At 73.8% G+C, this 26477-nt stretch carries 21 protein-coding genes; 7 read left to right on the plus strand and 14 right to left on the minus strand.

From position 1 onward, the window contains the following. Nucleotides 1-412: 412 nt before the first annotated feature. Nucleotides 413-1420 carry a stage II sporulation protein M gene (locus VKA29_RS00565; protein WP_324783096.1) on the minus strand — a complete coding sequence of 336 codons (1008 nt, stop codon included), beginning with the start codon at nucleotides 1418-1420 and terminating at the stop codon, nucleotides 413-415. 125 nt (nucleotides 1421-1545) lie between these two features. On the opposite strand from VKA29_RS00565, the gene VKA29_RS00570 reads away from it, so the two are divergent. Beyond that, nucleotides 1546-2664 carry an RDD family protein gene (locus tag VKA29_RS00570; protein WP_324783097.1) on the plus strand — a complete coding sequence of 373 codons (1119 nt, stop codon included), beginning with the start codon at nucleotides 1546-1548 and terminating at the stop codon, nucleotides 2662-2664. Nucleotides 2665-2676: 12 nt separating this feature from the next. On the opposite strand, the gene VKA29_RS00575 is transcribed toward VKA29_RS00570, so the two are convergent. From VKA29_RS00575 to VKA29_RS00610, 8 genes are all read right to left on the minus strand, one after another. Continuing rightward, a complete protein-coding gene (locus VKA29_RS00575; RefSeq protein ID WP_324783098.1) occupies nucleotides 2677-3291 on the minus strand; it encodes a hypothetical protein in 615 nt (204 codons plus the stop codon). Between the two features lie 181 nt (nucleotides 3292-3472). Next, on the minus strand, nucleotides 3473-4930 hold the full coding sequence (gene ahcY, locus VKA29_RS00580; RefSeq protein WP_324783099.1) for an adenosylhomocysteinase: 1458 nt from the start codon (nucleotides 4928-4930) through the stop codon (nucleotides 3473-3475). A gap of 339 nt (nucleotides 4931-5269) precedes the next feature. Then, on the minus strand, nucleotides 5270-6250 hold the full coding sequence (locus VKA29_RS00585) for a cation diffusion facilitator family transporter (RefSeq protein ID WP_324783100.1): 981 nt from the start codon (nucleotides 6248-6250) through the stop codon (nucleotides 5270-5272). A 129-nt stretch (nucleotides 6251-6379) separates the two neighbouring features. After that, nucleotides 6380-7531, minus strand: a complete 1152-nt coding sequence (manA, locus tag VKA29_RS00590) for a mannose-6-phosphate isomerase, class I (protein ID WP_324783101.1) — start codon at nucleotides 7529-7531, stop codon at nucleotides 6380-6382. 64 nt (nucleotides 7532-7595) lie between these two features. After that, nucleotides 7596-8723, minus strand: coding sequence for an SIS domain-containing protein (locus tag VKA29_RS00595; RefSeq protein ID WP_324783102.1), 1128 nt, complete (start codon nucleotides 8721-8723; stop codon nucleotides 7596-7598). A 27-nt stretch (nucleotides 8724-8750) separates the two neighbouring features. Then, on the minus strand, nucleotides 8751-8921 hold the full coding sequence (locus VKA29_RS00600) for a Trm112 family protein (RefSeq protein WP_078969166.1): 171 nt from the start codon (nucleotides 8919-8921) through the stop codon (nucleotides 8751-8753). Nucleotides 8922-9098: 177 nt separating this feature from the next. Further along, nucleotides 9099-10463 carry a phosphomannomutase/phosphoglucomutase gene (locus tag VKA29_RS00605; RefSeq protein ID WP_324783103.1) on the minus strand — a complete coding sequence of 455 codons (1365 nt, stop codon included), beginning with the start codon at nucleotides 10461-10463 and terminating at the stop codon, nucleotides 9099-9101. A gap of 216 nt (nucleotides 10464-10679) precedes the next feature. Further along, on the minus strand, nucleotides 10680-11102 hold the full coding sequence (locus VKA29_RS00610; RefSeq protein ID WP_324783104.1) for a DUF3499 domain-containing protein: 423 nt from the start codon (nucleotides 11100-11102) through the stop codon (nucleotides 10680-10682). A 293-nt stretch (nucleotides 11103-11395) separates the two neighbouring features. Between VKA29_RS00610 and VKA29_RS00615 the strand changes: the two genes are divergently transcribed. Then, the gene (locus VKA29_RS00615; protein ID WP_324783558.1) at nucleotides 11396-11845 is read left to right on the plus strand and encodes a metallopeptidase family protein; all 450 of its coding nucleotides are present in this window, start codon (nucleotides 11396-11398) and stop codon (nucleotides 11843-11845) included. 74 nt (nucleotides 11846-11919) lie between these two features. On the opposite strand, the gene VKA29_RS00620 is transcribed toward VKA29_RS00615, so the two are convergent. From VKA29_RS00620 to VKA29_RS00630, 3 genes are all read right to left on the minus strand, one after another. Further along, a complete protein-coding gene (locus VKA29_RS00620) occupies nucleotides 11920-13458 on the minus strand; it encodes a DUF5719 family protein (protein ID WP_324783105.1) in 1539 nt (512 codons plus the stop codon). Continuing rightward, complete coding sequence (locus VKA29_RS00625) at nucleotides 13455-17180, minus strand: glycosyltransferase (RefSeq protein ID WP_324783106.1); 3726 nt, start codon at nucleotides 17178-17180, stop codon at nucleotides 13455-13457. Before VKA29_RS00625 ends, VKA29_RS00620 begins: the two co-directional genes overlap by 4 nt. 222 nt (nucleotides 17181-17402) lie before the next feature. Beyond that, nucleotides 17403-17666, minus strand: a complete 264-nt coding sequence (locus tag VKA29_RS00630; protein WP_003975777.1) for a WhiB family transcriptional regulator — start codon at nucleotides 17664-17666, stop codon at nucleotides 17403-17405. Between the two features lie 660 nt (nucleotides 17667-18326). On the opposite strand from VKA29_RS00630, the gene VKA29_RS00635 reads away from it, so the two are divergent. The 4 genes from VKA29_RS00635 to VKA29_RS00650 all read left to right on the plus strand — a co-directional run bounded on the left by VKA29_RS00635 (nucleotide 18327) and on the right by VKA29_RS00650 (nucleotide 22466). Then, on the plus strand, nucleotides 18327-18821 hold the full coding sequence (locus VKA29_RS00635) for a cysteine dioxygenase family protein (RefSeq protein ID WP_324783107.1): 495 nt from the start codon (nucleotides 18327-18329) through the stop codon (nucleotides 18819-18821). Between the two features lie 166 nt (nucleotides 18822-18987). After that, nucleotides 18988-19947, plus strand: coding sequence for a 2-phospho-L-lactate transferase (gene cofD / locus VKA29_RS00640; protein ID WP_324783108.1), 960 nt, complete (start codon nucleotides 18988-18990; stop codon nucleotides 19945-19947). Further along, entirely contained in the window at nucleotides 19944-21299 is a 1356-nt protein-coding gene (locus tag VKA29_RS00645; RefSeq protein WP_324783109.1) for a coenzyme F420-0:L-glutamate ligase, read from the plus strand. Before cofD ends, VKA29_RS00645 begins: the two co-directional genes overlap by 4 nt. Nucleotides 21300-21446: 147 nt before the next feature. Then, entirely contained in the window at nucleotides 21447-22466 is a 1020-nt protein-coding gene (locus VKA29_RS00650) for a DNA-3-methyladenine glycosylase 2 family protein (protein WP_324783110.1), read from the plus strand. Nucleotides 22467-22600: 134 nt separating this feature from the next. On the opposite strand, the gene VKA29_RS00655 is transcribed toward VKA29_RS00650, so the two are convergent. Together VKA29_RS00655 and VKA29_RS00660 are read right to left on the minus strand one after the other, a co-directional pair. Beyond that, nucleotides 22601-23683, minus strand: a complete 1083-nt coding sequence (locus VKA29_RS00655; protein ID WP_324783111.1) for an NDP-sugar synthase — start codon at nucleotides 23681-23683, stop codon at nucleotides 22601-22603. Nucleotides 23684-23816: 133 nt separating this feature from the next. Further along, nucleotides 23817-25304, minus strand: coding sequence for a peptidoglycan recognition protein (locus tag VKA29_RS00660; protein WP_324783112.1), 1488 nt, complete (start codon nucleotides 25302-25304; stop codon nucleotides 23817-23819). A 129-nt stretch (nucleotides 25305-25433) separates the two neighbouring features. Here VKA29_RS00660 and VKA29_RS00665 point away from each other — a divergent pair, with 129 nt between their 5' ends. Continuing rightward, nucleotides 25434-26189 (plus strand): TIGR03089 family protein, encoded by a 756-nt coding sequence (locus tag VKA29_RS00665; protein ID WP_324783113.1) that lies wholly within the window; start codon nucleotides 25434-25436, stop codon nucleotides 26187-26189. The last annotated feature ends 288 nt before the right edge of the window (nucleotides 26190-26477 follow it).

Genomic DNA, 26477 nt, shown 5'->3' on the forward strand with positions numbered 1-26477 from the left:
ACGCTGTTGAGTTCTCAAGGAACGGTCGCTTCCTTTGTACTCACCCTCTCGGGCTTTCCTCCGGGCTTCCCTTCGGTCTTGCGTTTCCGACTCTATCAGATCTTTTCTCGATCCGATTTCCTCGGTGCTTTCCAGGTTCCCGCTCTCGCGTTTCCCTTTCCGGCGGTTCCGACTTTATCAGAAGTTTCGCGCCGGACTGACCGGCCGCTCTTTTCCGATTCATCGGGAGGAGCTTCTTCAGGATCGGCGATCGATGATCGCTGTTCCGGGAAGCAGACAGATTGTTCGCCGCTGCCGACCGAACCAGGTCCAGTCCAGGCAACTGCTCAAATCTACCTCCCCACTCGCTCCGTGTCAACGGATCTTCGTGGGGCGGAGAAGAGAGTAGCAGCTCGGCGAGCCCCTGCGCACATCAGGCCGCCGTGGGCACCACCGCGCTCCGCTCCGCCTCCTCGACGTCGCCCGTCTCGCCGGCGCGGGCCGCCCGGCCGCCCAGGACGAAGACGTAGACGAGGAACGCCAGCTCGGCGGCGATTCCGATGCCGATGCGAGCCCATGTGGGCAGGCCGGAGGGGGTGACGAAGCCTTCGATGGCTCCGGAGACGAACAGCACCAGGGCAAGGCCGATCGCCATACCCACCGCGGCGCGCCCCTCCTCCGCGAGGGCCGTGCGCCGGGAGCGCGGGCCCGGGTCGATGAGGGTCCAGCCGAGGCGGAGTCCGGTGCCTGCGGCGACGAAGACGGCCGTCAGCTCCAGCAGGCCGTGCGGGAGGACGAGGCCGAGGAAGGTGTCGAGCCTGCCCGCCGAGGACATGAGGCCGAAGCCGACGCCGAGGTTGAGCATGTTCTGGAAGAGGATCCAGAGGACCGGCAGGCCGAGGAAGACGCCGAGGATCAGGCACTGCGCGGCTGCCCAGGCATTGTTCGTCCACACCTGTGCCGCGAAGGAGGCCGCGGGATGGCTGGAGTAGTAGGTCTCGTACTGGCCGCCGGGCCGGGTGAGGTCCCGCAGCTCGCTGGGGGCCGCGATGGCGGACTGCACGTCGGGGTGGGTGCCGATCCACCAGCCCAGGAGGACGGCGACCGCGGTGGACAGGAGAGCGGTGGGGACCCACCAGCGGCGCGAGCGGTAGACCGCGGCGGGAAAGCCGTGGGCCAGGAAACGCGTGACGTCGCGCCAGGAGGCACGCCGGGTGCCTGTCACGGCGCTGCGCGCGCGTGCCACGAGCTGACTGAGCCGGCCGGTCAGCTGCGGGTCGGGAGCGCTGGACTGGATGAGGGAGAGGTGGGTGGCCGTGCGCTGGTACAGGGCGACGAGTTCGTCGACCTCGGCGCCGCTGAGCCGACGACGGCGCCCGAGCAGGGTCTCCAGGCGGTCCCACTCCGCCCGGTGGGCGCTGACGAAGACGTCGAGGTCCATCTGTCTGCCTGCTCCTCGGCTGTTCGTCGGTGGTCGTGGGATCAGCTTGTCGTACGGACGCGCGATGTGCGCTCAGCTTGGCAGACTGGCCGTCCACGGGGCAGGCCAGGGGAAGGACGACGGGCGTGAGTGAGCTGGTGACGGGTGAGGCGGTGGCATTGGAGCTGCGCCCCGCGAGGCTGCCCAGCAGGGTGCTGGCGATACTCCTCGACCTCGCCGTGTACGTGGTGGGCTACCTCGTCGTGACCGTGGCGCTGGTCGCCGCCACCGCTTCGCTGGACGATGCGGCGCAGACCGCGGTGTCGATCGCGACTTTCGTTCTGGTGCTGGTGGGCGGGCCGATCGCGGTCGAGACGCTCAGCCATGGGCGTTCGCTCGGCAAGATGGCGTGCGGACTGCGGGTGGTCCGGGACGACGGCGGTCCGATCCGGTTCCGGCACGCGCTGGTCCGGGGTGGGATCGGTGTGTTCGAGATCCTGATGACGTTCGGGGTCGTGGCCTGTATCGCCTCCCTGGTGTCGGCTCGGGGGCGGCGGCTCGGGGACGTCTTCGCCGGGACCCTCGTCGTGCGGGAGCGGGTGCCGGCCGCGCGGACGGGTTTCCTGCCCCCGCCGCCTCCCTGGCTGGCCGGGCGGTTCACGGGGCTTGATCTGTCGGCCGTTCCCGACGGCCTGTGGCTGGCCGTCCGCCAGTACCTGACGCGGATGCACCAGCTGGACCCGCAGGTGGGCTGGGCCATGGCGGAACGGCTCGCCTCCGACCTCTCGGCCCGCACGGGGGCGCCGGTGCCGCAGGGGGTGCCGGCGACGGCGTATCTGGCCGCGGTGGTGCAGGAACGGCAGGCGCGCGAGGCGCGGCGGACCTTCGCGAACGGTCCTGCCGGCGTGGGTGGACCGGCTGCCGGCGGACCGGCTGTCGGCGGACCGGCTGTCGGCGGACCCGTGGCAGGGGCCTGGCCCGCTCCCGGCACGGCGGGGGCCGCCCATGGTTCGCCGACCGCGTACCAGGCGGCCGCTGGGCCTTGGGCCTTGCCGTCGGAACCCGGAACGTCAGAGCCCGGAACCTTGCGGCCCGCGATCTCGGGACCCGGAGCCTGGGGACCTGGACCCTCGGGACCCGGCCCAGCGGCGTCCGCCCCGCCTGCGGCTCCGTCCGGGGGGCCGGCACACGGCAGTCCGCCGGCCGTGCCTCAGGACGCTGCGCCGGCCGACCGCCCCGCCACCGGGTTCGTGCCGCCCGCGTGAGCGCGGCGCGGCTCAGCTGAAGGCGGACGGGGGCGATTCGAGGTCCTCCAGCTCGACGCCGGGGGCCGCCAGGACCACGTCCCCGGCGATGTGGACGGCGTGCTGTTCGCCGGTGTCCAGGGCTGTGACCTGGTATTCGTCCACCGTCAGGGGGCCGTTGTCAGTGGCGTGTGCTTCTCTTCTCACCAAGGCCCAGGACTGGTCCACGGTGCGCGGGGCGAGGACGGGGTCCGTGAAGGCGACGAGGCGTACGCGGGTTGCGGAGGCGGAGGGGGTGAGGCGCAGGAGACGAGTGGTCGCGACGAGGAACGCCGGAGAGGTGCCGGTGAAGGCGTGGGCGCGGACGTTGCCTTCGGTGGCCCGGGTTCCGGTGGGGTCGGTGCGGACCCAGGTGACGCCGTCGAGAGCGGCGCCGCGGACCTGCCAGCCGGCGGCGTGCAGTTCCAGGCGGAGGGGGCGGCCGAGCTCGTCGAGAGCGAGGTCGACGGAGCCGCTGTGGTCGCCCGCCGGGGTGACCAGCCGGGAGACGTAGCGCCAGCCGGACGGGCCTGGGGCGCACTGGAAGTGTTCTTCTGCGAGGGGGGTGTGATCGTGCGGATCGTGGAGCGAATAACGGCCGCGGGGCATGGGGGTCCTGGGTCTTGACGGGCTGGTCCGGATCACGGACGGCCACAGGGGCAGGCCCCCGACACGGGGGTGCGGGGGCCTGCCTCGGGTGGAGTCGCCACGGACGGAGGGCGTGTCAGCGCACCGACACGCTCCTCGGTGACCGCGGCGGTCGCCGCCGGTCGCCCGGACGGCGAGCCGCTCAGTAGCGGTAGTGGTCCGGCTTGTACGGGCCGTCGACGTCGACGCCGATGTAGGAGGCCTGCTCGGGACGCAGCTTGGTCAGCTTCACACCGAGCGCGTCCAGGTGCAGGCGGGCGACCTTCTCGTCGAGGTGCTTGGGCAGCGTGTAGACGCCGATCGGGTACTCGGACTGCTTGGTGAACAGCTCGATCTGGGCCAGCGTCTGGTCCGCGAACGAGTTGGACATCACGAAGGACGGGTGGCCGGTCGCGTTGCCCAGGTTCAGCAGGCGGCCCTCGGACAGCACGATGATCTTCTTGCCGTCCGGGAAGGTCCAGGTGTGGACCTGCGGCTTGACCTCGTCCTTGACGATGCCGGGAACCTTGGCGAGGCCGGCCATGTCGATCTCGTTGTCGAAGTGGCCGATGTTGCCGACGATCGCCTGGTGCTTCATCTTGGCCATGTCCGAGGCCATGATGATGTCCTTGTTGCCGGTCGTGGTGATGAAGATGTCGGCCTTGTCGATGACCTCGTCGAGGGTCGTGACCTGGTAGCCGTCCATGGCCGCCTGGAGCGCGCAGATCGGGTCGATCTCGGTGACGATCACGCGGGCGCCCTGTCCGCGCAGGGACTCCGCGCAGCCCTTGCCGACGTCGCCGTAGCCGCAGACGACCGCGGTCTTGCCGCCGATCAGGACGTCGGTGGCGCGGTTGATGCCGTCGATCAGGGAGTGGCGGCAGCCGTACTTGTTGTCGAACTTCGACTTGGTGACGGCGTCATTGACGTTGATCGCCGGGAACAGGAGGGTGCCGTCGCGCTGCATCTCGTACAGGCGGTGGACGCCGGTCGTGGTCTCCTCGGTCACGCCGCGGATCTCCGAGGCGAGCTGGGTCCACTTCTGGGAGCCGTCGCTGATGGTGCGGTGCAGGAGCTCGAGGATGACGCGGTGCTCGTCCGACTCGGCGGTGTCGACGGCGGGGACCTTGCCGTCCTTCTCGTACTCGACGCCCTTGTGGACGAGGAGGGTGGCGTCGCCACCGTCGTCCAGGATCATGTTCGGGCCGCCGGTGGGGGTGCCGGGCCAGGTCAGCGCCTGCTCCGTGCACCACCAGTACTCCTCCAGGGTCTCGCCCTTCCAGGCGAAGACCGGGACGCCCTGCGGGTTGTCCGGCGTGCCGTCAGGGCCGACGGCGATGGCGGCGGCCGCGTGGTCCTGGGTGGAGAAGATGTTGCAGGAGGCCCAGCGGACCTGCGCGCCCAGGGCGACCAGGGTCTCGATGAGGACGGCGGTCTGCACGGTCATGTGCAGGGAGCCGGTGACGCGGGCGCCGGCGAGGGGCTGCGCTTCGGCGTACTCCGCGCGGATCGCCATCAGGCCCGGCATCTCGTGCTCGGCGAGGGTGATCTCCTTGCGGCCGAACTCGGCCAGGGACAGGTCGGCGACCTTGAAGTCCTGTCGGTTGTCGACAGTCGTCATTACGAGCTGCTCCTCGGGGTTGGGGCGAGGTGGGTACGTCTGGTCTGCGCGGCGGCGGACACAGGGGTGCCCGAAAGAGGACACAGGCATGCCCGCGTGCGCGCAGCGCAGTCCGTCGGAGGCCCTCTCTCCCTCGGCCGGTCCGCGTCGGGACCGCCCGACCGCCATCAGCAGCGACGTCTGGCTCGGATCCAAGCTACACCGGTGGGCCCGCGCGTCCCCAGTCCACTCGAACACATCACGCCGATCAGGACGCGGCGGGCGGGCCGTGCGGGCGGCGGGACGGACGACGGGGCCCGCCGGATGTCCGGCGGGCCCCGTCGTCGTGCGGCGTGGGTGTCAGTGTCCGGCGGGGTGGGAGGCCGGGCCTCCGGGGGTGGCCTCGCGGTCCGGGCCCTTGGCGGCCTCGGCCTCGCTGTAGATGTCCGGTTCGAGGTAGATGACGCGGGCGATCGGGACCGCCGCGCGGACGCGGTCCTCGGCGGCGTTGATGGCGGCGGCGACCTCCGCGGCCGTGTCGTCGTGCCGGACGCCGATCTTGGCGGCGATCAGCAGCTCCTCGGGGCCGAGGTGGAGCGTGCGCATGTGGATGATGCCGGTGACCGTGTCGCCGTCGACTATCGCCTGCTCGATCTTCTTGACCTCTTCCAGGCCCGCTGCCTCGCCGAGCAGCAGCGACTTGGTCTCGCCGGCCAGGACGAGGGCGATCAGGACGAGCAGGACGCCGATGCAGACCGTGCCGATGCCGTCCCAGACGCCGTCGCCGGTGAGCAGGGCCAGGCCGACGCCGCCGAGGGCGAGGACCAGGCCGATGAGCGCGCCGAAGTCCTCCAGCAGGACGACGGGCAGCTCGGGCGCCTTGGCACGGCGGATGAACTGCGACCAGGACAGGCCGCCGCGCAGTTCGTTCGACTCCTTGATGGCGGTGCGGAAGGAGAAGCCCTCGGCGATGATCGCGAAGACGAGGACGCCCACCGGCCAGTACCAGTGCTCCAGTTCGTGCGGGTGGCGGATCTTCTCGTAGCCCTCGTAGATGGCGAACATGCCGCCGACGGAGAACAGGACGATCGAGACGAGGAAGGCGTAGATGTACCGCTCGCGGCCGTAGCCGAAGGGGTGTTGCGGGGTGGCCTCGCGCTCGGCCTTCTTGCCGCCGACGAGGAGGAGGAACTGGTTGCCGGAGTCGGCGAGCGAGTGCACGCCTTCGGCGAGCATGGACGAGGAGCCGCTGAAGGCGAACGCCACGAACTTCGATACCGCGATCGCGAGGTTGGCGCCGAGTGCCGCCACGATCGCCCTGGTGCCGCCTGACGCGCTCATATGTCCGCGTTGTCCCTTCGCCTTTGCCCGTCCGGCCCGTTCGGCCCGCGGGCCTTTGCCCGTCCTTTGCCGGTGGGCCATTCTTGCAGCCCGGTCGGCGGACGGCTCGTCAGGTGTCCACAGTCATCGTCATACGATCACAGTTGCCCGGAAGAGCGTGCCCGCTCCGGACACCTCCGCCGTCTCGCCCGCCGGGACGAAGACCGACCGGCCGGGGCCGAGTTCGTGTTCCCCCGCGCGCACGCGGCCCGCCGTGCACAGCAGGATCTGCGGGGTCGCGCGGGTGAGGTCGTGGGCGGCGCCGCCCTCGGGCAGCACGTACCTCGACAGGCGGAACTCGTCGATGGGGGTCTCGTAGACCTCCTCGCCGTCGGGGGATGCCTCCGGGCGCAGGACGCCGGGGTCGCTCGGCTGGAAGCGGACGATGCGCAGCAGCTCGGGCACGTCGACGTGTTTGGGGGTCAGGCCGCAGCGCAGGACGTTGTCGGAGTTGGCCATGATCTCGACGCCGAGGCCGTCGAGGTAGGCGTGCGGGATGCCCGCGCCGAGGAACAGGGCCTCACCGGGCTGCAGGCGTACGTGGTTGAGCAGCATGGCGGCGATCACGCCCGGGTCGCCCGGGTAGTGGTGGGCGATGTCCGCGTAGGGCGCGTACGCGCCGCCGAGGCGGGTGCAGGCCGTCGTGGCCTCGGCCACGGTGCGGCGCATCTCCTCGGGGTCGGCGGTGAGGACGGCGGTGAGCACCTCGCGCAGGGCCGCGTCCGCGGGGCTGGCGTGCAGCAGGTCGACGTACGGCTTGAGGGCGCCGACACCGAGGCCGTCGAGCAGATCGGCGGTCTGCAGCGGGTCGCGGAAGCCGCACAGGCCGTGGAACTCGGTGAGCGCGCAGATGAGTTCGGGCTTGTGGTTGGCGTCCTTGTAGTTGCGGTGCGGGGCGTCGGCCGGGACGCCGCGGCGCTCCTCGTCCTCGTACCCCTGTCCGGCCTGGTCGAGGTCGGGGTGGACCTGCAGGGAGAGCGGGGCGCCCGCGGCGAGGATCTTGAGCAGGAAGGGCAGGCCGGATCCGAACCTGGCCGTGGCCGCCGGGCCGAGTTCCCGCTCCGGGTCCGCGGCGATCACCTCGGCGAGCGTGCCGCGTCCGGTGCGCGAGGGTGCGCCCGGGTGTGCGCCCATCCACATCTCGGCCTGCGGTTCGCCGCTGGGCTCGACGCCGAGGAGTTCGGGGATGGCGGTCGTCGAACCCCAGGCGTAGGGGCGGATGGTGTTGTCCAGGCGGTCCATGCTGTGTCTCTGTCTCCGAACGTACGCTGCGCAGCGGGCGCTGGCCGGGAGGGGCGGTTCCAGCTCAGGCCCTGGTGGCGAGCGCCAGGTAAACGGCGGCGAAATCCGTCATGGCGATCAGTTCGGCCAGGGTCTCCAGTTCGGCCCCGGGTTCCGGTTCCAGTTCGCTGATCGGCGTGTCGTGGCTGAGGGCCAGGTCACGGGCGCCCGGAGCGGCGGTGAGGCCGCCGATCGGGCGGTCGCGCAGCAGCACCACGCGTGCGTGGAGGGCGGGCGGTTCCTCCACCCGGTCGCGGAAGAAGTCGTCGGGGTCGGCGCTGGCCGCGAGCGGGCCGGCGAGCAGGGCGCTGTGCGCGGCGAGCGCCTCGGGCAGTTCGGCGACGACCGCCGGGATGCCGGACAGCTCGGCCAGGGCGGCGGCGAAGCGACGGCCGGCGGGTCCGGCCGAGACTCCCTCGGTCCACACCAGCGGCAGCGCGTCAGCGAGTTCGGCGGCAAGGGTCTTGGCGGGGTTGCTGTAGGTGGCGATGGCCGGACCGCAGCGTTCGGCGACCTGGTCGAGGCGGTCGGCGACCTTCTCCAGGGCGTCCGGCGGGGCGAGGAGCAGCCCGATGCGGTCCAGGAGCGCCAGCAGCGGGGTGAGCAGCGCCCACAGCACGCCGGGGGCGGACGCGGCGAGCGGTTCGTCCTGCTCGTAGGGGGCCACGGCCAGCGGTACGAACAGGCCGTGGGCGCCTGCGACCGCCTCCGCGAGCGGGGTGCCGGCGGGGGCGACGGCGGCGACCGTGCAGCCGCGGCGGTAGGCCGACTCGGCGAGCAGGCCGAGACCCGGTTCGGTGCCGTCCGGGGTGGCGATCAGGAGCAGGTCGACGGAGCCGACCCAGCCGGGCAGTTCCCAGCGCAGGGCGCCCGCGGCGGGGGCGACGCCGGTGGGCGTCAGGCGGGTGACGGGGCTGCCGGGGCCGACGAGCGTGCCGAGGAGGTCGGCGACGGTGGTGGCGGCGGCGCCGGGGCCCGCGATGATCACGGCGCGGGGGCGGCCGTCCGGTTTGAGGTCGTTGACGCCGGCCTCGGCCGCGTGCCGGGCGGCGGTGCGGACGCGGGCGCCTGCTTCGGCGGCGCCGCGGAGCAGACCGCGGTGGTCGGCCTCCGAGAGTTCCTCGGGGGCGTCGAGCAGCGATTCGTCGAGCATGGCGGCAGCCTCCGATCGCCGGGGGGGTTACGCGGGACGGCGCGCTTCGTCGACGAGCAGGACGGGGATGCCGTCGCGGACGGGGTACGCCAGACCGCAGTCCTGGCCGGTGCAGATCAGCTCGTCGTCCTGCTCCTCGAGGGGAGCGTGGCAGGCGGGGCAGGCGAGGATCTCCAGGAGGCCGGCTTCGAGCGGCATGGGGGTGTCCCTTCGGGGCCGGGGCGCGTGCGGTTGCCCGCCGCGTGCGTGTGCCGTACGGATGTGCCTGGTCAGCGTACCGCCGGTGGACGGGCGGTGGCGGCGTCGGACGGCGGTGGACGGGCTTCGGTTTCCCGGAGGCTCCCGCGCCGCCGCCCGCGCGGGCACCGGGCGGGGTCAGCCGCGGATGACGGCCAGTACCTCGTCCCGGATCTTCGCCATCGTCTCCTCGTCGCGCGCCTCCGTGTTCAGGCGCAGCAGCGGCTCGGTGTTGGACGGGCGGACGTTGAACCACCAGTCGGCCGAGGAGACGGTCAGGCCGTCGAGGTCGTCGAGTTCGACGTCGTCGGCGCCCTCGTAGGCGGCCCGCACTGCGGCCAGGCGGGCGGCCTGGTCGTCGACCGTGGAGTTGATCTCGCCGGAGCCGGCGTAACGGTCGTACTGGGCGACGAGGTCGGACAGCGGCCCCTCCTGGCCGCCCAGGGCCGCGAGGACGTGCAGGGCGGCCAGCATGCCCGTGTCCGCGTTCCAGAAGTCCTTGAAGTAGTAGTGCGCGGAGTGCTCGCCGCCGAAGATCGCGCCCGTCCTGGCCATCTCGGCCTTGATGAAGGAGTGGCCGACGCGGGTGCGGATCGGGGTGCCGCCGTTCTCCCGCACCACCTCCGGAACCGACCAGGAGGTGATCAGGTTGTGGATGACGGCGCCGTTGCCGCCGTTCCTGGCGAGTTCCCGGGCGGCGACCAGGGCGGTGATCGCGGACGGCGACACCGGGTCGCCGTTCTGGTCGACGACGAAGCAGCGGTCGGCGTCGCCGTCGAAGGCGAGCCCGAGGTCGGCGGACTCCTCGCGCACCCGCTTCTGCAGGTCCACCAGGTTGGCCGGGTCCAGGGGGTTGGCCTCGTGGTTGGGGAAGGTGCCGTCCAGTTCGAAGTACATCGGGACGACCGTGAGCGGCAGGCCCGCGAGGACCGTGGGCACGGTGTGGCCGCCCATGCCGTTGCCGGCGTCGACGACGACCTTCAGGGGGCGGATGGAGGTCAGGTCGACGAGGGAGCGCAGGTGGGCCGCGTAGTCCCGCAGCGTGTCGCGCCGGGTGAGCGTTCCCGGCGTCGGGACGGGCTCGGGTGCGCCCGACCGCGTCCACTCCTCGACGAGTTCGCGGATCTGCGTCAGGCCGGTGTCCTGGCCGACGGGCGCGGCGCCCGCGCGGCACATCTTGATGCCGTTGTACCGGGCCGGGTTGTGCGAGGCCGTGAACATCGCGCCCGGCAGGCCCAGCGCGCCCGAGGCGTAGTACAGCTGGTCCGTCGAGCAGAGGCCGATCTCGGTGACGTCGGCGCCCCGCGCGGCCGCCCCCCGCGCGAAGGCGCCCGACAGTCCGGGCGAGGAGGGGCGCATGTCGTGTCCGGTGACGATCGCCTCGGCCCCGGTCACCTGGACGAAGGCCGCGCCGAAGAGTTCGGCGAGCGACTCGTCCCACTGGTCCGGGACCACTCCGCGTACGTCGTACGCCTTCACGATCTGCGTCAGATCAGCAGTCACGGCCGGCCCTCCAGGAAGTGATGTCGGTCGCCCCAAAACTACCCGGACCGGCCGACGGGATTTCGTGCGGTGGCGGTCGGGACCCACCGTCGTGACGTCAGGTCAGGGCGGCGGCTGCCCGGCACGGTTGAGTGCGCGGGGTGCGTCACGCGGGGTGCGTCACGCCGGGCAGGTCGCCCAGCGGAACGTTTCGCGAGATGTCGTGGCGGGGGGCGGTCAGTTGTCCGGCGAGCGCAGCACCCGCAGATGGCCGCGCCGGGCGACCTCCATCGGGTCCGCCCCGCGTGCCCCGCCGCCGGCTCCCGCCGCCCGCTCCTGGGGGCGGGCCGCCTCGCGCACCGCGTTGGCGAGCGCCTCCAGGTCGTCGCCGCTCGGGCGGGCCGGTGCGGAGCCGTCGAGGAGCCGCACGACCTCCCAGCCACGGGGCGCGGTGAGGCGCTCGGAGTGCTCGGCGCACAGGTCGTAGCAGTGGGGTTCGGCGTAGGTCGCGAGCGGGCCGAGGACCGCGGTCGAGTCGGCGTAGACGTACGTCAGCGTCGCGACGGCGGGACGGCCGCAAGCGGTGCGCGAACAGCGACGTACAGGGCTCACGACGTTGGACGGTACCGCACTCTTGAGCGGGCCGCGACGACTCTCCATCAGGTCGCTCCCCCGTGTCGTGCTGTGAAACTCCCCACACCGGCATCCGGGGCGCCTCATTGACCTGCGCGGACGGCCGTCCGGACGGTGCGTGGAGGCGTCCCGCCCGGTCGCCACTCGGGACAAACCCTGCCATTTGCCTTGAGGCCGATGGTCTCGGAGAGATACCGGAGAGATACGGAATCGAGCCCGACCTCGGCCGGAACGGTCATCCTGCGACATGCCGTGCGTGGCGGCCGAACGCCGTGTGGGGCCGGGCGCGGGGCCCCGGCGGGGACTACCCTTCACCAGTGATGGACAACGCCGTACCGCCCCGTGCCGCCGGACCCGGGCCCCGCCGTCGTGATCGCCACGGCCGGGGCATGCGCGGCCCGATCGCGCCGCCCCAGGTGCCGCTCGCCGCGAGCCGCGCCGACGCGTTCGCGGACCTGGTGCAGGACTCCGTGGAGCGTCTGGAACGGCGGTGGCCGCAGCTGGCCGACATCGACTTCCTCGTCCTCGAGGTGCCCCGCCTGGACGGGCCGGGGCAGTCCTACAGCGACGAGCCGGTCCCGCTGGGCGGCACGGTCCCCTCCCGGCAGGGGCGGCCGGCCCGGGTGATCGTGTACCGCCGGCCGGTCGAGATCCGCACGAAGGGCCGGGACGAGCGGGCCGCGCTGGTGCACGAGGTCGTGGTCGAACAGGTCGCCGAGCTGCTCGGTCTGACGCCGGAGACGGTGGATCCGCGCTACGGCGAGGACTGAGGCCGCTCCAGCCCTCCCCGCCCCGGCTCCGTACCCTTCCCGCCTGACTGCCCGCCCGCCCGCCCGCCGCGGACCTAGCGCTGCAGCACCGACAGGTCCTCCTCGGCCTCCGGCACCGCGACGGTGCCCCGGTCGTCGGGCAGGGTCTGCACGGTGAAGCCGGGCACTCCACCGTCCGTCGCCGTCAGCGTGCGGGCCGCGTACACGGGGCCGCCGGACAGCGGCTCGACCGTCAGCGCGTACGTGCCCCTCAGGCCGTCGGGGACCGGGGCGTCGACGTCCTGCGTCGTACCGGCCTTGATCGTGAATGTCCGCGACACCGCCGTGCCGCCCTCGCTGCCCGCGGAGGCGGTGACCTTCACGCGCGCGGTGCGGTTCGGTGCCGTGAGGGAGAGCGTCGAGCCCTTGCCGCTGTTGTCGGCGGCCGTCGCGCGCGTGCCGACCTGGCCGGCGGCCGGAATGAACGCCGTCTCCTGCTTGGCGCCCTTGCCGCGCACCACCCGCAGCGCCGCGACGACCGGTGCCGACTGACCGGTGGGCGTCAGCACCAGCGAGCCGGCCTCGCCGCGGGTGACGTCGCCGAGGTCGACGGCGGTCGTCATGCCCGCCTTCACGTGCAGCGTCTCGTTCCCGGCGGGCGTGATCAGCCCGGACGGGGAGGCGAGCTGTACCTTCAGGTCGGCGTCCGCGTCGCCCGGCGCGAAGGCGATCAGGCGCACGGCCGTGGCGTCCTTCGGGATGCCGGGCAGGACGAGGCTGCCCGCCGGGTCCGTGGCCGCGGCCAGCCAGTCGCCGCCGAGCGTGTCGTCCAGGGCCTGCACGGCGGCGCCGACGCGCCCGCTGCGCACGTTGACGTGCAGGGTGAGGTTGGTCTGCTTCTCGTCGATGAGCGTGGACAGCAGGATCGGCTCGCTGGAGTGCGGCTGGACCGTGATGCCCTCGCCCACGGCCGACTTCAGGGCGCCGTCCTTGCCGTAGAGCTCGAGGTCGACGACGGCGGCGGAGTCGTCGGGGTTGGTCAGGTGCACGTAGTCGGTGCGGGCGGCGTCCGTGCTCGCGCCCGGGAACCAGAACTCCGTGTCCGGCGCGGTGCAGCTCAGGCCCTGCAGGCCGCGGCCGGCGCCCGCGGCGACCTCCGTGGTCTGCTGCACGGTCCAGCCGGGCGCGAACTTGCCCTCGGCGGTGCCCAGCAGCGCCGGTGCGTCACCGCCGGAGGTGTCCCCGACGGCCGGTGTGCCCGGCTTCTCAGGGGCGAGGACCGGCTTGCCGGCCTTCTTCCGGCCGCCGCCGGCACCCTTGCCGCTGCCGCTCTTGCCGCCCGTGTCGCCCGTCCCGTCGGCCGACTGTTCGGCGGCGGACTCCAGTTCGGCCTTGCCGGTGCTGCCGGTGCCCTTGGTGACGGGCGTGAACGACGTGTACACCGTGTCGGCGAGGTCGGAGGAGCTGGGCGCCGGGCACAGCAGGCTGGTGCGCTCCACGGGCAGCTCGGCGGCCGCCTCGGCGGTGTCGGTGCCCGTCGTGCCGGAGGCCCCGGGCGCGGTGAGCGAGGCGAACCCGGTGACGGCGGCCAGCGCGGCCGCGCCGGCGATCAGGGACAGGGTGGTGCGGTTCACTGCTGACTCCCGTCGGGGCGCTCAGGGGCGTGCGGGTGCTGCTGCGCCGGGTCGTAGGCGGGGTCGTAGCCCTGCTGGTACGACGATGGGTCGTACGCCGGGTCGTACGCCGGCTGCCCCGCGTACGGGGTCTGTGCCGCGTCGCCGTACCCGTACGGGTCGTACTGGCCGCCCTGGTAAGGCTCGGCGGGGTACGCCTGGTCGCCGGGGTAGGCCTGCTCGGCGGGGTACGCCTGGTCGTACGCGCCCGCCGGGTACTGCTGGGCGCCCTGGTACTGCTCGCCCCCGTACTCGCCGTATCCGGCACCCGCGTAGGCGGCCTCGTCCCAGTCCCCGTAGGACTGCTGCTGCGGGACCGGCACGGGAGTCTCCTCCGCCGCCGGGAGCCGCGGCTGCTGTTCGCCGCCCGTCTCCTCGGCCTCTGCGTCGGCTTCGGCCTCGGCTTCGGCCTGGGCGCGCAGGCGGCGGGCTCGGCGGCCCTCGCCCTCGACGGCCTGGGCGGGGACGGCGGCCTCCTCCTCGGGGAGGTCGTCGTCGACGTCGCGGCGCCGGCCGGGCAGGGCGAGGACCACGAGGACGACGGCGAGCGAGCCCTGCGCCCACAGCCAGGCGGTGTGGCCGATCGGGGCGTCGAAGGTGACGTCCAGCCTGCCGCCGGACGCGGGGAGTTCGAAGCCCTGGGCCCAGCCGTCCACCGTGGTGCGGGTGAGCGGCCTGCCGTCCAGGGTGGCCGTCCAGCCCTCGGCGGCGGTGTCGGCGAGGCGCAGGACGCGCCCGTCGGAACCGGCCGGGACCGTGGTGTGGATCTCGACGGGCCCGGCGGCGACGGGCTGCGGGGTGCCGGAGCCGGACGCGCTGACGATGGTGGCGCGCGCGACCTCCCGGTCGACCCGCCACAGGGCGCCGCCGTCCTGCTGGCTCAGGCGCGAGAGGCCGGGCGTGGCGTCCAGGACCCGGATGACCTCGCGGGGGGCGCCCTTGTGGACCAGGACGTAGCGGACGGCGAACTTGCCGAGCTGGCCGGCCTGGTCGGCGCCGGAGCCGGCGACGAGGTTGGCGACGACCTTGTCGAGCCTGCCGTTGCCGCCGCCGGCCGCGGCGAGTTCGGCGTCGCCGAGGCGGGCGCCGGAGCCGCGGACGAGGGTGTAGGCGACGTGGGCCGTGGAGTCGCTGTCCAGCACGAGCGTGCGGGGCTGGTCGCGGGTGCCGCTCTCCTCGGCGACGAACGCGGGCACCTGCACCGGGTCGCGCCGTTCGAGGGGGTCGCCGGCGCCGCGGATCATCCAGCCGGCGGCGGCCACCAGCGGTCCCACGGCGCAGGCGAGCGCGATCAGCGCGGCCACCGGCTGGCGCCAGCCGAAGCTCTGCTCGGCCACGCGGGCGCGTGCCCCGTCGGCGCCCAGCAGGGCGGCGGACAGCAGGGCCAGGCCGTAGACCAGGGTGGCGGGGCCGGCCCAGGCCGAGCCGTTGGACAGCGCGGCGAAGACGAGGCCCACCAGGGCGACCGCCCAGGCCGTCCAGATGCCGAACTGCCGCTCGGAGCGCAGCAGGGCGGCCAGCGCGGCCGCGACGATCCCGATGAGCGTCAGCCCGCCGACCGTGCCCGGCCCGCCGGGGCTCGTGCCGAGCAGGTCGAGCGCGGAGGCGGCCGAAGCGCCGTAGGTGAGGCCGGCCTCCTTGAAGAAGCCGAACGGCAGCAGGGACAGCGACCAGGGCGCGAGGACCAGCAGGGGGGTGCCGAGCTGGGCCAGGAAGCGCAGGGCGTGGGCGGTGATGTCGGCGCGGCGCACGGCCGGCACGGCGATGCCGAGGACCAGCGCGACGGGCCACACGATCGGCGTGAACGCGGTGGTGATCGTCAGCAGCAGCGCGTACGCCCAGGTGGCACGCCAACTGCCGCGTCCGCCGGAGGTGTTGGCCAGACCGGCGGCCGCGACGCCCGCACGGGCGAGGAGCGGCAGCAGCACGGCGAGCACGGCGGTGCCGATGCGGCCGCCGGCGAGCGCGCCGGTGGCGGCGGGCAGGAAGGCGTAGAAGACGGCCGCCCACGCGCGCAGCAGTCGCGACTCGACGAGCGGGCGGGAGGCGAAGTACGCGGTGCAGCCGGCCAGCGGTACCGAGCCGACGAGCAGGACGGTGACCGCGAGCCCGGTCGAGCCGAACAGCGCGGAGGCGAGCAGCGCGACGATCGCCAGGTAGGGCGGCGCGGACGGGGTGCCGCCGGCGCCCACCGGGTGCCAGGCGTCGAGGTAGCGCGACCACAGTTCGCCGGCGTCGGCCGGGGCGGGCAGCAGGGCGCCGCCGGAGAGCGCGCCGCCGCCGAGGAGCGCGCGGCAGGCGGCCAGGGAGACCAGCAGCAGCACCAGGAAGAGCATCGGGCCGGGCTTGCGGGCGATGCGCTTGAGCCGGGCGAACTGCTCGATCTCCAGGAAGTCGGCGTCGTCACCGCCGGGACCGGACTCGATGCCGCCGCCGTGGCGCCCGGCGCCGGAGGTGACCTCGGGGTCGGAACGGCCGACGAGGTCGCCCGCGACCTGTTCGACGGTGGCGCGCACGGTGGCGCCGGGCGGCGGGAACAGCGCCCGCAGTTCGCCCTTGTCGATCTGCGGGGCGCCGCGTCCGCGCCGTCCGGCGATGATCCGCTCGGGCCGCAGCAGGGTGCCCAGCAGGCCGCGGATCTCGTCGAGGGCCTGTCCGGGGACCTTGCCGACGAGGTAGGCGACGGTGCGCACGAGCGTGCCGAGCACCAGGCGCAGCAGCACCCACGGCAGCGCCGCGGTCCGCGTGTTGACGAGCAGGGTGTAGACGGCGCCCGCCTTGTCGACCTTGTGCGGGGAGGCGGCGGTGCGGCCCACGCAGTCGACGGTGCGGCGCTCGCGGGAGGCGGCCTCGGCGTGCCGTACGACGGCGTCGGGGGCGACGAGGACGCGGTGGCCGGCGGCGGTGGCGCGCCAGCACAGGTCGACGTCGTCGCGCATCAGGGGCAGCCGCTTGTCGAAGCCGCCGAGCCGTTCGAAGACGTCGCGGCGCACCAGCATGCCGGCGGTGGACACCGACAGCACGGACCGCACGTGGTCGTGCTGGCCCTGGTCCTGTTCGCGGCGGTCCAGGCCGGTCCAGCGGCGGCCGGAGTTGGCGATGGTGACGCCGACCTCCAGCAGTTGCCGCTTGTCGTACCAGCCGCGCAGTTTGGGGCCGACGACGGCCACGTCGTCGCGGCCGAGCTCCAGTTCGTTGTCCACGACGCGCAGCAGCTGGGCCAGGGCGTCGGGTTCGGGGGCGCAGTCGTCGTGCAGCAGCCAGAGCCACTGGACCGGTTCGCCGTGCGGCAGTTCCGGCATGTCGTAGGCGTCGTCGCGCCAGGTGCGCGTGGCGGGGTCCCAGCCGCTGGGCCGTTTCAGGTACGGCAGCTCGTCCGGGGTCAGGACGGGCGCGGTGCGGCTCGCCTCCTCGACCGCCTGGCCGAAGCCGGTGCGCCGGGCGAGGTGGAGCACGTGGTCGGCGCCGAGGGCGTCGGTGAGCAGCTGGGCGGAGTCGTCGGCGCTGCCGGTGTCGGCCGCCATGACGCACTGGACGGGGCGCTCCTGGCCGAGCAGCCCGGCGAGCGCGTCGGGGAGCCAGCGGGCACCGTCGTGGGCGACGAGCACCGCGGTCACCACATGACGCGGGAACTCAGGTGTGGCAGCGTGGTCGTGGGCTGCCGTGTGGCTGTGCACGGACATCGAGGTACGGGCCCCGGTTCGATGGACTGCGGTGGACGCCTGCGGCCCGTGGGGGCGGTGAGGCGTCTCGGACGAGCGACCACACTATCGGCAGAACCAGCATGGGGCGGCGCGGAGCGCCTCGATGAGGGGCGGCGGCCGGGCGACGGGCGGGCGGCCCGCCGCCTGTGGACAACCTGGGCGACGGGCCGTCGGGTTCGGCTGCGGGCGGGTGCGCCCGGGTCAGACAGCGGCCTTTTTCAGCCTGCGGCGCTCCCGCTCCGACAGGCCGCCCCAGATGCCGAACCGCTCGTCGTTGGCGAGGGCGTACTCGAGGCACTCGGAGCGGACCTCACAGGCGAGGCAGACCTTCTTGGCCTCACGGGTGGAGCCGCCCTTCTCGGGAAAGAACGACTCGGGGTCGGTCTGGGCGCACAGCGCGCGCTCCTGCCAGCCGAGTTCCTCGTCCGCGTCGTCGACCAGCAGTTGCTGCACCAGCTCGGTCATGTGCGCCCCTCTGTCTTTCGCGTCCCCGTGATGTAGCCGTAACCGATTCCGGCTGAACGACACGAGTGAAATTACAAGTGTGCTGCTCCGGGCGAGTCAAGCCGAGATCTGCTATTGGGCCCCTTATTCACTCTGCGGAACCAAGGCCATGCGGAAAGTGTTCAAATAGGCATAAACCTTGACATACCGACAGGGCTCGACGGGCCCCCGACCCCACACACGGGCCTGCACAAGGAAGGACGCCCAGAGCTTGGATCTCGTTCCACGCGCGCCGCGAAGCAAACCGGGTCACGTTCGGATCACAGGATCACAACGAGGCCCGGGCACCCGGCTGTGCCCATGTGCCCTGACGGCATCCGGACAAACCTTTCACCTCGCGCATGAACCGGATGAGGTGAAACAGGTCCCACATACCGGGCGTCAGGTTGACAGCGGAGGTGTGAACCGATGTGCTTGTGGGCATGCTCGCGAATCCGGCACTCACCTCGACCCGCACCGCCGGGTCCCACGGTGCTGCCCGCGCTCGCTGTAGCTGTCGCTGTTCCGGCTGTTGAGCCACACCCGCTCCGGCTGTCGGCCGTGTCGCCCGCGACCCGGCTCTCGTTCCCTCTGGCACTCCGGCCCTCCGGCCTCCCCTCACCGAGGAACCACCGCATTCCCATGAACAGCGACAGCGACCTCCAGATCGCCGGCGACATCCTCGAAGTACCCCACCTGCTGCAGCCCCCGCGTGAGCACCCGGCCACCGTCGCCGAGTTCGCCGGCCTGGCCCGCTCCATCGCCGCCGACCGCTCCCAGTGGGAGCACCTCGTCAGATACGACGCCACCACACGCTGGTACCACCGGCTGCGCACCGGACCGGGCTACGAGGTGTGGCTGCTGTCCTGGGTGCCGGGGCAGGGCAGCGGGCCGCACGACCACGGCCGCTCCTCCGGCGTGCTGACGCTGCTGGAGGGCACGCTGACCGAGCGGACCGAGCGCGGCACGCGCGCGCTGCGGGCCGGTGCCCAGCGCGTGTTCGCCCCGGGCTACGTGCACGAGATCGTCAACGACGCACTGGAGCCGGCGGTCAGCCTGCACGTGTACTACCCGGGACTGACGGAGATGCCCATGCACACCTCCGCGGCCTGCGAGACGCGTCCGGTGACCGCCTGATCCGTGGCCGCACCCGCCACCCGGACCGGCCGCCCTTCCCCACCACCCCGGTCCGGCCGCCTTTCCCCGCCACCCCGGTCCGGCCGCCTTTCCCAACCACCCCGTTCCAGCCGCCCGGTCCGGCCACCGGGCAACGAGTCGGCCCGGCGGCTGACACACTGTTTTCATGCGCATTGTGGTTCTGGCAGGCGGCATCGGCGGTGCCCGGTTCCTGCGCGGCCTGAAGAAGGCCGCACCGGACGCGGACATCACCGTCATCGGCAACACCGGGGACGACATCCACCTCTTCGGGCTGAAGGTCTGCCCGGACCTCGACACGGTGATGTACACGCTCGGCGGCGGCATCAACGAGGAACAGGGGTGGGGGCGGGCCGACGAGACCTTCCACCTCAAGGAGGACCTCGCCGCGTACGGCGTGGGGCCGGAGTGGTTCGGGCTCGGCGACCGGGACTTCGCCACGCACATCGTGCGGACGCAGATGCTCGGCGCCGGATATCCGCTGAGCGCGGTGACCGAGGCGCTGTGCGACCGGTGGCAGCCGGGCGTGCGGCTGATCCCCATGACGGACGACCGCGTCGAGACGCACGTCGCCGTGGAGATCGACGGCGAGCGCAAGGCGATCCACTTCCAGGAGTACTGGGTGCGGCTGCGGGCCTCGGTCCCGGCGGAGGCGGTCGTACCGGTCGGCGCCGAACAGGCCAAGCCCGCGCCGGGCGTCCTGGAGGCGATCGCGGAAGCGGATGTCGTGCTGTTCCCGCCGTCGAACCCGGTCGTCTCGATCGGCACGATCCTCGCCGTGCCCGGCATCCGCGAGGCGATCGCCGACGCGGGGGTACCCGTGGTCGGCCTCTCCCCCATCGTCGGGGACGCGCCCGTGCGCGGCATGGCCGACAAGGTCCTCGCCGCGGTGGGCGTGGAGTCCACGGCCGCCGCGGTGGCCGAGCACTACGGCTCCGGAATGCTGGACGGCTGGCTGGTCGACACCGTGGACGCCGGCGCGGTGGACCGCGTGGAGGCGGCCGGCATCCGGTGCCGGGCGGTGCCGCTGATGATGACCGACCTCGACGCGAGCGCGCGGATGGCCCGCGAGGCGCTCGACCTGGCGGAGGAGGTGCGGGGGGCGTGAGCGGAGCACCCGCCGACGGTTACCGGGTCTGGGCGGTGCCCGGACTGCCCGAGGTCGCCCCCGGCGACGACCTCGCCAAGCTGATCGCCGCCGCCGAGCCCGGGCTGGCCGACGGCGACGTGCTGCTCGTCACCTCGAAGATCGTGTCCAAGGCGGAGGGCCGCACGGTCGAGGCAGCCGACCGGGAGGCCGCCATCGACGCCGAGACGGTCCGGGTGGTGGCGCGGCGCGGGCCGCTGCGCATCGTGGAGAACCGGCAGGGCCTGGTCATGGCCGCCGCCGGTGTCGACGCCTCCAACACCCCCGCCGGGACGGTGCTGTTGCTGCCCGAGGACCCGGACGCCTCCGCGCGCGCGATCCGCGCGGGGCTGCGCGCCGCCCTCGGCGTCGACGTCGGCGTCCTGATCACCGACACCTTCGGGCGGCCCTGGCGCTCGGGGCTGACGGACGTCGCCATCGGAGCGGCCGGCGTGCGCGTGCTGGACGACCTGCGCGGCGGCACGGACGCCCACGGCAATCCGCTGAGCGCCACCGTGGTCGCCACGGCCGACGAACTGGCCGCCGCGGGCGACCTGGTCAAGGGCAAGGCCGCCGGGCGGCCCGTCGCCGTCGTGCGCGGGCTGGCACACCTGGTCGCCACGGCCTCCGGGTCCTCCGGGTCCTCCGGGTCCTCCGGGGACGTCGCGGAGCACGGAGAGGGGGCGCGGGCCATGGTGCGCGGCGCGCGCGACGACATGTTCCGGCTGGGCACCTCCGAGGCGGTACGGCTGGCGGTCACCCAGCGCCGTACCGTGCGGGCCTTCACCGACGAGCCCGTCGACCCCGGTGCCGTGCGGCGGGCGGTGGCGGCGGCGGTGACCGCGCCGGCGCCGCACCACACCACGCCGTGGCGGTTCGTGCTGCTGGAGTCCGAGGAGTCGCGGACGCGGCTGCTGGACGCGATGCGCGACGCCTGGATCGCCGACCTGCGGCGCGACGGCAAGACCGAGGAGTCCATCGCCAAGCGGGTCCGCCGCGGGGACGTGCTGCGCAACGCGCCGTACCTGGTGGTGCCGTGCCTGGTGGCGGACGGGGCGCACAGCTACGGCGACGCGCGGCGGGACGGCGCCGAGCGGGAGATGTTCGTCGTCGCCACCGGGGCGGGCGTGCAGAACCTCCTGGTCGCGCTGGCCGGGGAGCGGCTGGGATCGGCGTGGGTGTCGTCGACGATGTTCTGCCGGGACGTCGTGCGCGAGGTGCTGGACCTGCCAGGGGACTGGGACCCGATGGGGGCGGTGGCGGTCGGGCATCCGGCCGAGGAGCCGCGGCCCCGGCCGGAGCGGGGCGCGGAGGCGTTCATCGAGGTGCGCTGAGGCTTACGGCGAGCTGCCGTACGGACCGGGCCGCTGGGGCGTCCGCGAGTGCGGTGCGGGCCGCCCGGGGCGTCCGGGAGGCGCGGTGCGGGCCGCCCGGGTGCGTCTACCCTCATAGGGCCCCTCCGACATCCCGGGACTTCATTCGTGGCAGGACGTTTCGCTCCCCGGTCTCCCCGGCCCACGCGTACGACGGTGCGCGGCGGGCATGTCGCCGTGCCCGCGCCCGCCGGTACGCCGCGCCACTCCGCCGCGGCGGGGCGGGTGCGGACGGTGGTGCCGGACGGGCCGCTGGACCTCGGCCTGGTGCTGGGGCCGCTGCGGCGCGGGCCGGCCGATCCGACGTTCCGCGCGATGCCCGACGGGTCCGTGTGGCGGGCCAGTCTGACCCCGGCCGGGCCGGGAACGCTGCGGGTGACCGCGCACGCCGGCGAGGTGCGCGGGGAGGCGTGGGGGCCGGGGGCCGAGTGGCTGCTGGAGCAGTTGCCGCAGGTGCTCGGGGCCGCGGACGACCCGGACGCCTTCGCGCCCCGGCACCGCGTGGTGGCCCTGGCCCGGCACCGGCGGCCGGGGCTGCGGCTGACGCGGACCGGGCTGGTGCTGGAGTCGCTGATCCCGTCGGTCCTGGAGCAGAAGGTCACCACCGACGAGGCGTACCGGGCCTGGCGGCTGCTGGTGCGCAAGTACGGCGAACCGGCGCCGGGGCCCGCGGCGGGCGGGCGGCTGTGGGTGATGCCGGCGCCGCGGACGTGGGCGCTGATCCCGTCCTGGGAGTGGCACCGCGCCGGGGTCGACAACAAGCGGGCGTCGACGATCCTGCGGGCCGTGCGGGTCGCCGCGCGGCTGGAGGAGGCGGCCGGGATGGCGCCGGAGGCCGCGCGGACCCGGCTGGAGGCCGTGCCGGGGATCGGGCCGTGGACATCGGCGGAGACGGTGCAGCGCAGCCACGGGGCGCCGGACGCGGTGACCGTGGGGGACCTGCACCTGCCGGGGATCGTGGGGTGGGCGCTGGCCGGGAACCGGGACGCGGACGACTCCGTGATGCTGGAGCTGCTCCAGCCGTACGCGGGGCAGCGGCACCGGGCGGCCCGGCTGATCCTGCTGAGCGGGCGGACACCGCCGAGGCGGGCGCCGCGGATGCCGCGGGGGGACATCGGGAGGCTGTGACGCGGGCCGCGCCCGCGTCACAGCCTCCCGGGGCGAGGGCGGCCTCCCGGGGCGAGGGCTGCGCCCCCGCACCCCCGCATCGGCCTGAACGGCCTCGTCCTCGAACGCCGGACGGGCTGATTCGTCGTCCGGGTTCACCGGTCCGAGGAGAAGCGCAGCGCCCCCGCCGGGATCCGCGCGTCGCACCACACCCGCACGCCGTCGCGCAGTTCGTTGTCGGCGCCGACCACCGCGCCGTCGCCGATGACCGTGCCGGTGAGCACGGAGCGCTCGCCGACGCGGGCGCGGGTGCCGATGAGGGAGTCGGTGACGACGGCGCCGGGCTCGATCACGGCCCCGGGCAGGATCGTCGAGCCGAAGACGCGGGCGCCTTCCGCCACGAACGCGCCCTCGCCCACCACCGTGCCGCCGGTCAGCTTCGCGTCGGGGGCGACCCTGGCCGTCGGCAGGACCAGGCGGTCGCCGCAGCGGCCGGGGACCGCGGGCGACGGGGCGCGGCCGAGGACCAGGTCCGCCGAGCCGCGCACGAACGCGGCCGGCGTGCCGAGGTCCAGCCAGTACGTGGAGTCGACCATGCCCTGAAGGTGCGCCCCGGCCGACAGCAGGTCGGGGAACGTCTCGCGCTCCACCGAGACCGGGCGGCCGGAGGGGATGGTGTCGATGACCGAGCGGCGGAAGACGTACGCCCCCGCGTTGATCTGGTCGGTGACGATCTCCTCGGGGGTCTGCGGCTTCTCCAGGAACGCCAGGACGCGGCCGGTGTCGTCCGTGGGGACCAGGCCGTAGGCGCGCGGGTCGGCGACCTTCGTCAGGTGCAGGGAGACGTCCGCGCCGGTCGTCTCGTGGGTGGCGACCAGCCTGCGGATGTCGAGGCCGGTGAGGATGTCACCGTTGAAGACCAGGACCGGGTCGTCGGGGCCGGAGTGGAGGCGGGGGGCGACGTTGCGGATGGCTCCGCCCGTGCCGAGGGGCTCCTCCTCGGTCACGTACTCGAGGTGCAGGCCGAGGGACGAGCCGTCGCCGAAGTACGGCTCGAAGACCTCGGCCAGGTAGGAGGTGGCCAGGACGATGTGCTCGACGCCGGCGGCTCTCGCTCTCGCCAGCTGGTGTGTGAGGAAGGGGACCCCGGCCGCCCGGACCATGGGCTTCGGCGTGTGCACCGTGAGCGGACGCAGCCGTGTGCCCTTGCCGCCGACCAGGAGGATCGCTTCTGTCACCTGTCGTCTCTGCTTCCTGCCGGGACCGGCCGAAACTGTCCTTCGGCCGGCCAGTGTGTGCAGACCGTTGTGCGACGCCTTCGACGGTCGTACGGCCTGCCGCGGTTCCGGCGCCCGCCCGGGACCCGCTCGGCTAACGCCCCTGGTAGCGCGCCGCGGTCGAGCGGGCCGTGCCGAGCTTGCGGTACAGCTGCCGGCCCGGACACTCGGTCAGGAAGCCGTCACGGTGGCCGGAGATCACATTCAGTCGTACGTTCCTTCCCTTTCGGTAGAGATTGCCACCCGCGGACTTCAGATACGTCTTGCCGCGCGGATCGCCGCCCCACAGGCCGAGCTTCCACGCCGTCAGCCGGGCGATGGCCCGCAGCGCGGCGGCGGGCGGCTTGTGCGAACCGAAGGTGCCGAGGACGGCGATCCCCATGCTGTTGCTGTTGAAGCCGAGGGTGTGGGCGCCCATGACCGGGTTCGCGACCCCTCCGGCACGGCCCTCGTAGATGTTTCCGCACTTGTCGACGAGGAAGTTGTAGCCGATGTCCCGCCAGCCCATGCTGCGGACGTGGTAGCGGTAGATGCCGCGGATCACGGAGGCCGCCTGGGAGCAGCTGTACCCGTTGCCGGTCGCCGTGTGGTGCACGAAGGCCGCCTTCACCTTCTTCGTGAAGACGAACCCCCCTTCGCGCAGCCCCTCGTCCGCGCCCCAGCCGCGCCGGGTGACGATCCTCGGGCGCGGCCCGATGTACGGCTTCGCCCGCTGACTCGACGTCAGCCCGCCCGCGCGCAGCACCGTCATCTCGCGCACGGTGGCGGCCCTGTCCAGCGCGGGGATCACGGTGGCGCCGAGCGGGGCGAGTCCGGCGTTGGCGGCGGAGGCGGCGACGGCCGGTCCGGTGAGCGGGCGGGCAGCCGCCGGGGCGCCGCGGTGCACGGCCGGGGCGGCGCCGCGCGCGGGGGACGCGGCGCCCGGATCGACGAGTTCCAGGCGCAGGCCCGAGGGCAGCGGGGAGGCGCCCGGCCCGGCGTGGGAGCCGCGGCCGGTCTCTCCGGCGCGCGGCGCGCCCTCCGCCCGGACGCGCACCTCCACGCCGTCCGAGTCGCCCACCCACAGCGGCGCGGTGGAGCCGCGGACGTGGCCGGAGGCGCGCTCGGCGGCGCCGGGGTCGGCCGCGTCGTCGCTGTGCGTCTGCAGGGCCTGCCAGCCGGACCAGGCACCGGTGCGGGCGGCGCGGGTGCGGACCTGGACGCGGCCGTGCAGGTCGGTGTCCGGGTCGTCCCAGACGACGCCGACCAGCGAGAAGTGCCGTACGTCGCGGCGGCCGAGCCCCTGTTCGGCGGCGGCGGGGGCGGAGGTGACCGAGCCGCGGCCGCGGGCCAGGGGGAACAGGCGCAGGGACTGGGTGCTGCCGGGCAGGTCGGTTGTCCCGGAGGCGGCGGACCGGACGGTAGTCCCGGAGGCGGCGGACCGGACGGTAGTCCCGGAGGCGGCGGACCGGGCGGTGGCCGGCACGGGCGCCGCACCGCCCGGTGCCGGCCCGGCCGGCGCCGCGACGGCGGGCGGAGTGAGCGGGAGGGCGAGGGCGGCGGCGCAGGTGACGCCGATGGAGGAAACAAGGAATCCACGCATGCTCCGGATATTGGGCAGATCCACCCATACCTGTCCATCCGGGATTTGACGGACCGTCGGCTGCCGTTCCCCCGAACCGGTGGCCCCGCAGCCCGGCGCCGGGCCCGGCGCCCGCGTACGCTTGCCCGGGTGAACGCCAGCGACCGCACCCCCGCCGACCTGCTGTCTTCCGCGCTCGCCGCGGACCCCGGACGCCCCCTGGTGACGTTCTACGACGACGCCACGGGAGAACGGGTCGAACTGTCCGTGGCCACCTTCGCCAATTGGGTGGCCAAGACCGCCAACCTCCTCCAGGGCGACCTCGCCGCCGCACCCGGCGACCGGGTCGCGCTGCTGCTGCCCGCCCACTGGCAGACGGCGGTGTGGCTGCTGGCGTGCGCGTCGGTGGGCGTGGTCGCGGATGTGGCCGGGGACCCGGCGGCGGCCGACGTCGTGGTGAGCGGGCCGGACACGCTGGAGCGGGCGCGGGCGTGCGGCGGGGAGCGCGTCGCGCTGGCGCTGCGGCCGCTGGGCGGGCGGTTCCCGCAGCCGCCGGCCGGCTTCGCCGACTACGCCGTCGAGGCGCCGGGGCAGGGCGACCGGTTCGCGCCGTTCGCCGCGGTCGACCCCGAGGAGCCCGCACTGATCGCGGCCGGGCGGGAGTTCAGCGCGGCCGAGGTGGTCGAGCGGGCGGCGGCGGAGGCGCCGGGGCTGGGGCTGACCGGGCCCGGCTCGCGGCTGCTGTCCGGGCTGCCGTACGACACCTGGGAGGGACTGAACGCGGGGCTGTACGCGCCGCTCGCGACCGGGGGGTCGGTGGTGCTGTGCCGGAACCTGGAGCGACTGGGGGAAGAGGCGCTGGCGAAGCGGGTGGAGAGTGAGCGGGTGACGGTCGTGCGCCGTTGACCGGGGCCCTTCGGGCGGTGCGGCCACCCGTTCGCTGCGGCGCCGGCCGCCGACGGCCCCCGCTCCGGGGCACGGTCGCAGGACCGGCACGGTCGCACGCCCGCGGGGGACCGGGCGTGACCGGCAGCGGGTCTGCACGACATCCCCGCGCAGCAGGTGCCGTCCCGGCCGGACCGCCCGACGCCGTACGTCCACGACGCCGACCGCCACCGCCCGGGGAACCCGCGGCGGAGACCGTTCGAACAGCCGCTCGGGAACGAGCCGGTGACGGTCGGCAAGAAAATTCCA

Source organism: Streptomyces sp. H51 (assembly GCF_035656535.1).
GTDB lineage: Bacteria > Actinomycetota > Actinomycetes > Streptomycetales > Streptomycetaceae > Streptomyces.

Bases quoted from the DNA above. Each gene is read 5' to 3' on its own strand.
- VKA29_RS00615 (WP_324783558.1), top strand. From the start codon at position 11,396: ATGGACAACGCCGTACCGCCCCGTGCCGCCGGACCCGGGCCCCGCCGT.
- VKA29_RS00585 (WP_324783100.1), bottom strand. From the start codon at position 6,250: ATGAGCGCGTCAGGCGGCACCAGGGCGATCGTGGCGGCACTCGGCGCC.
- VKA29_RS00565 (WP_324783096.1), bottom strand. From the start codon at position 1,420: ATGGACCTCGACGTCTTCGTCAGCGCCCACCGGGCGGAGTGGGACCGC.
- VKA29_RS00610 (WP_324783104.1), bottom strand. From the start codon at position 11,102: ATGGAGAGTCGTCGCGGCCCGCTCAAGAGTGCGGTACCGTCCAACGTC.
- VKA29_RS00595 (WP_324783102.1), bottom strand. From the start codon at position 8,723: ATGCTCGACGAATCGCTGCTCGACGCCCCCGAGGAACTCTCGGAGGCC.
- VKA29_RS00575 (WP_324783098.1), bottom strand. From the start codon at position 3,291: ATGCCCCGCGGCCGTTATTCGCTCCACGATCCGCACGATCACACCCCC.
- ahcY (WP_324783099.1), bottom strand. From the start codon at position 4,930: ATGACGACTGTCGACAACCGACAGGACTTCAAGGTCGCCGACCTGTCC.
- VKA29_RS00630 (WP_003975777.1), bottom strand. From the start codon at position 17,666: ATGACCGAGCTGGTGCAGCAACTGCTGGTCGACGACGCGGACGAGGAA.
- manA (WP_324783101.1), bottom strand. From the start codon at position 7,531: ATGGACCGCCTGGACAACACCATCCGCCCCTACGCCTGGGGTTCGACG.
- VKA29_RS00635 (WP_324783107.1), top strand. From the start codon at position 18,327: ATGAACAGCGACAGCGACCTCCAGATCGCCGGCGACATCCTCGAAGTA.
- VKA29_RS00600 (WP_078969166.1), bottom strand. From the start codon at position 8,921: ATGCCGCTCGAAGCCGGCCTCCTGGAGATCCTCGCCTGCCCCGCCTGC.
- VKA29_RS00660 (WP_324783112.1), bottom strand. From the start codon at position 25,304: ATGCGTGGATTCCTTGTTTCCTCCATCGGCGTCACCTGCGCCGCCGCC.
- cofD (WP_324783108.1), top strand. From the start codon at position 18,988: ATGCGCATTGTGGTTCTGGCAGGCGGCATCGGCGGTGCCCGGTTCCTG.
- VKA29_RS00625 (WP_324783106.1), bottom strand. From the start codon at position 17,180: ATGTCCGTGCACAGCCACACGGCAGCCCACGACCACGCTGCCACACCT.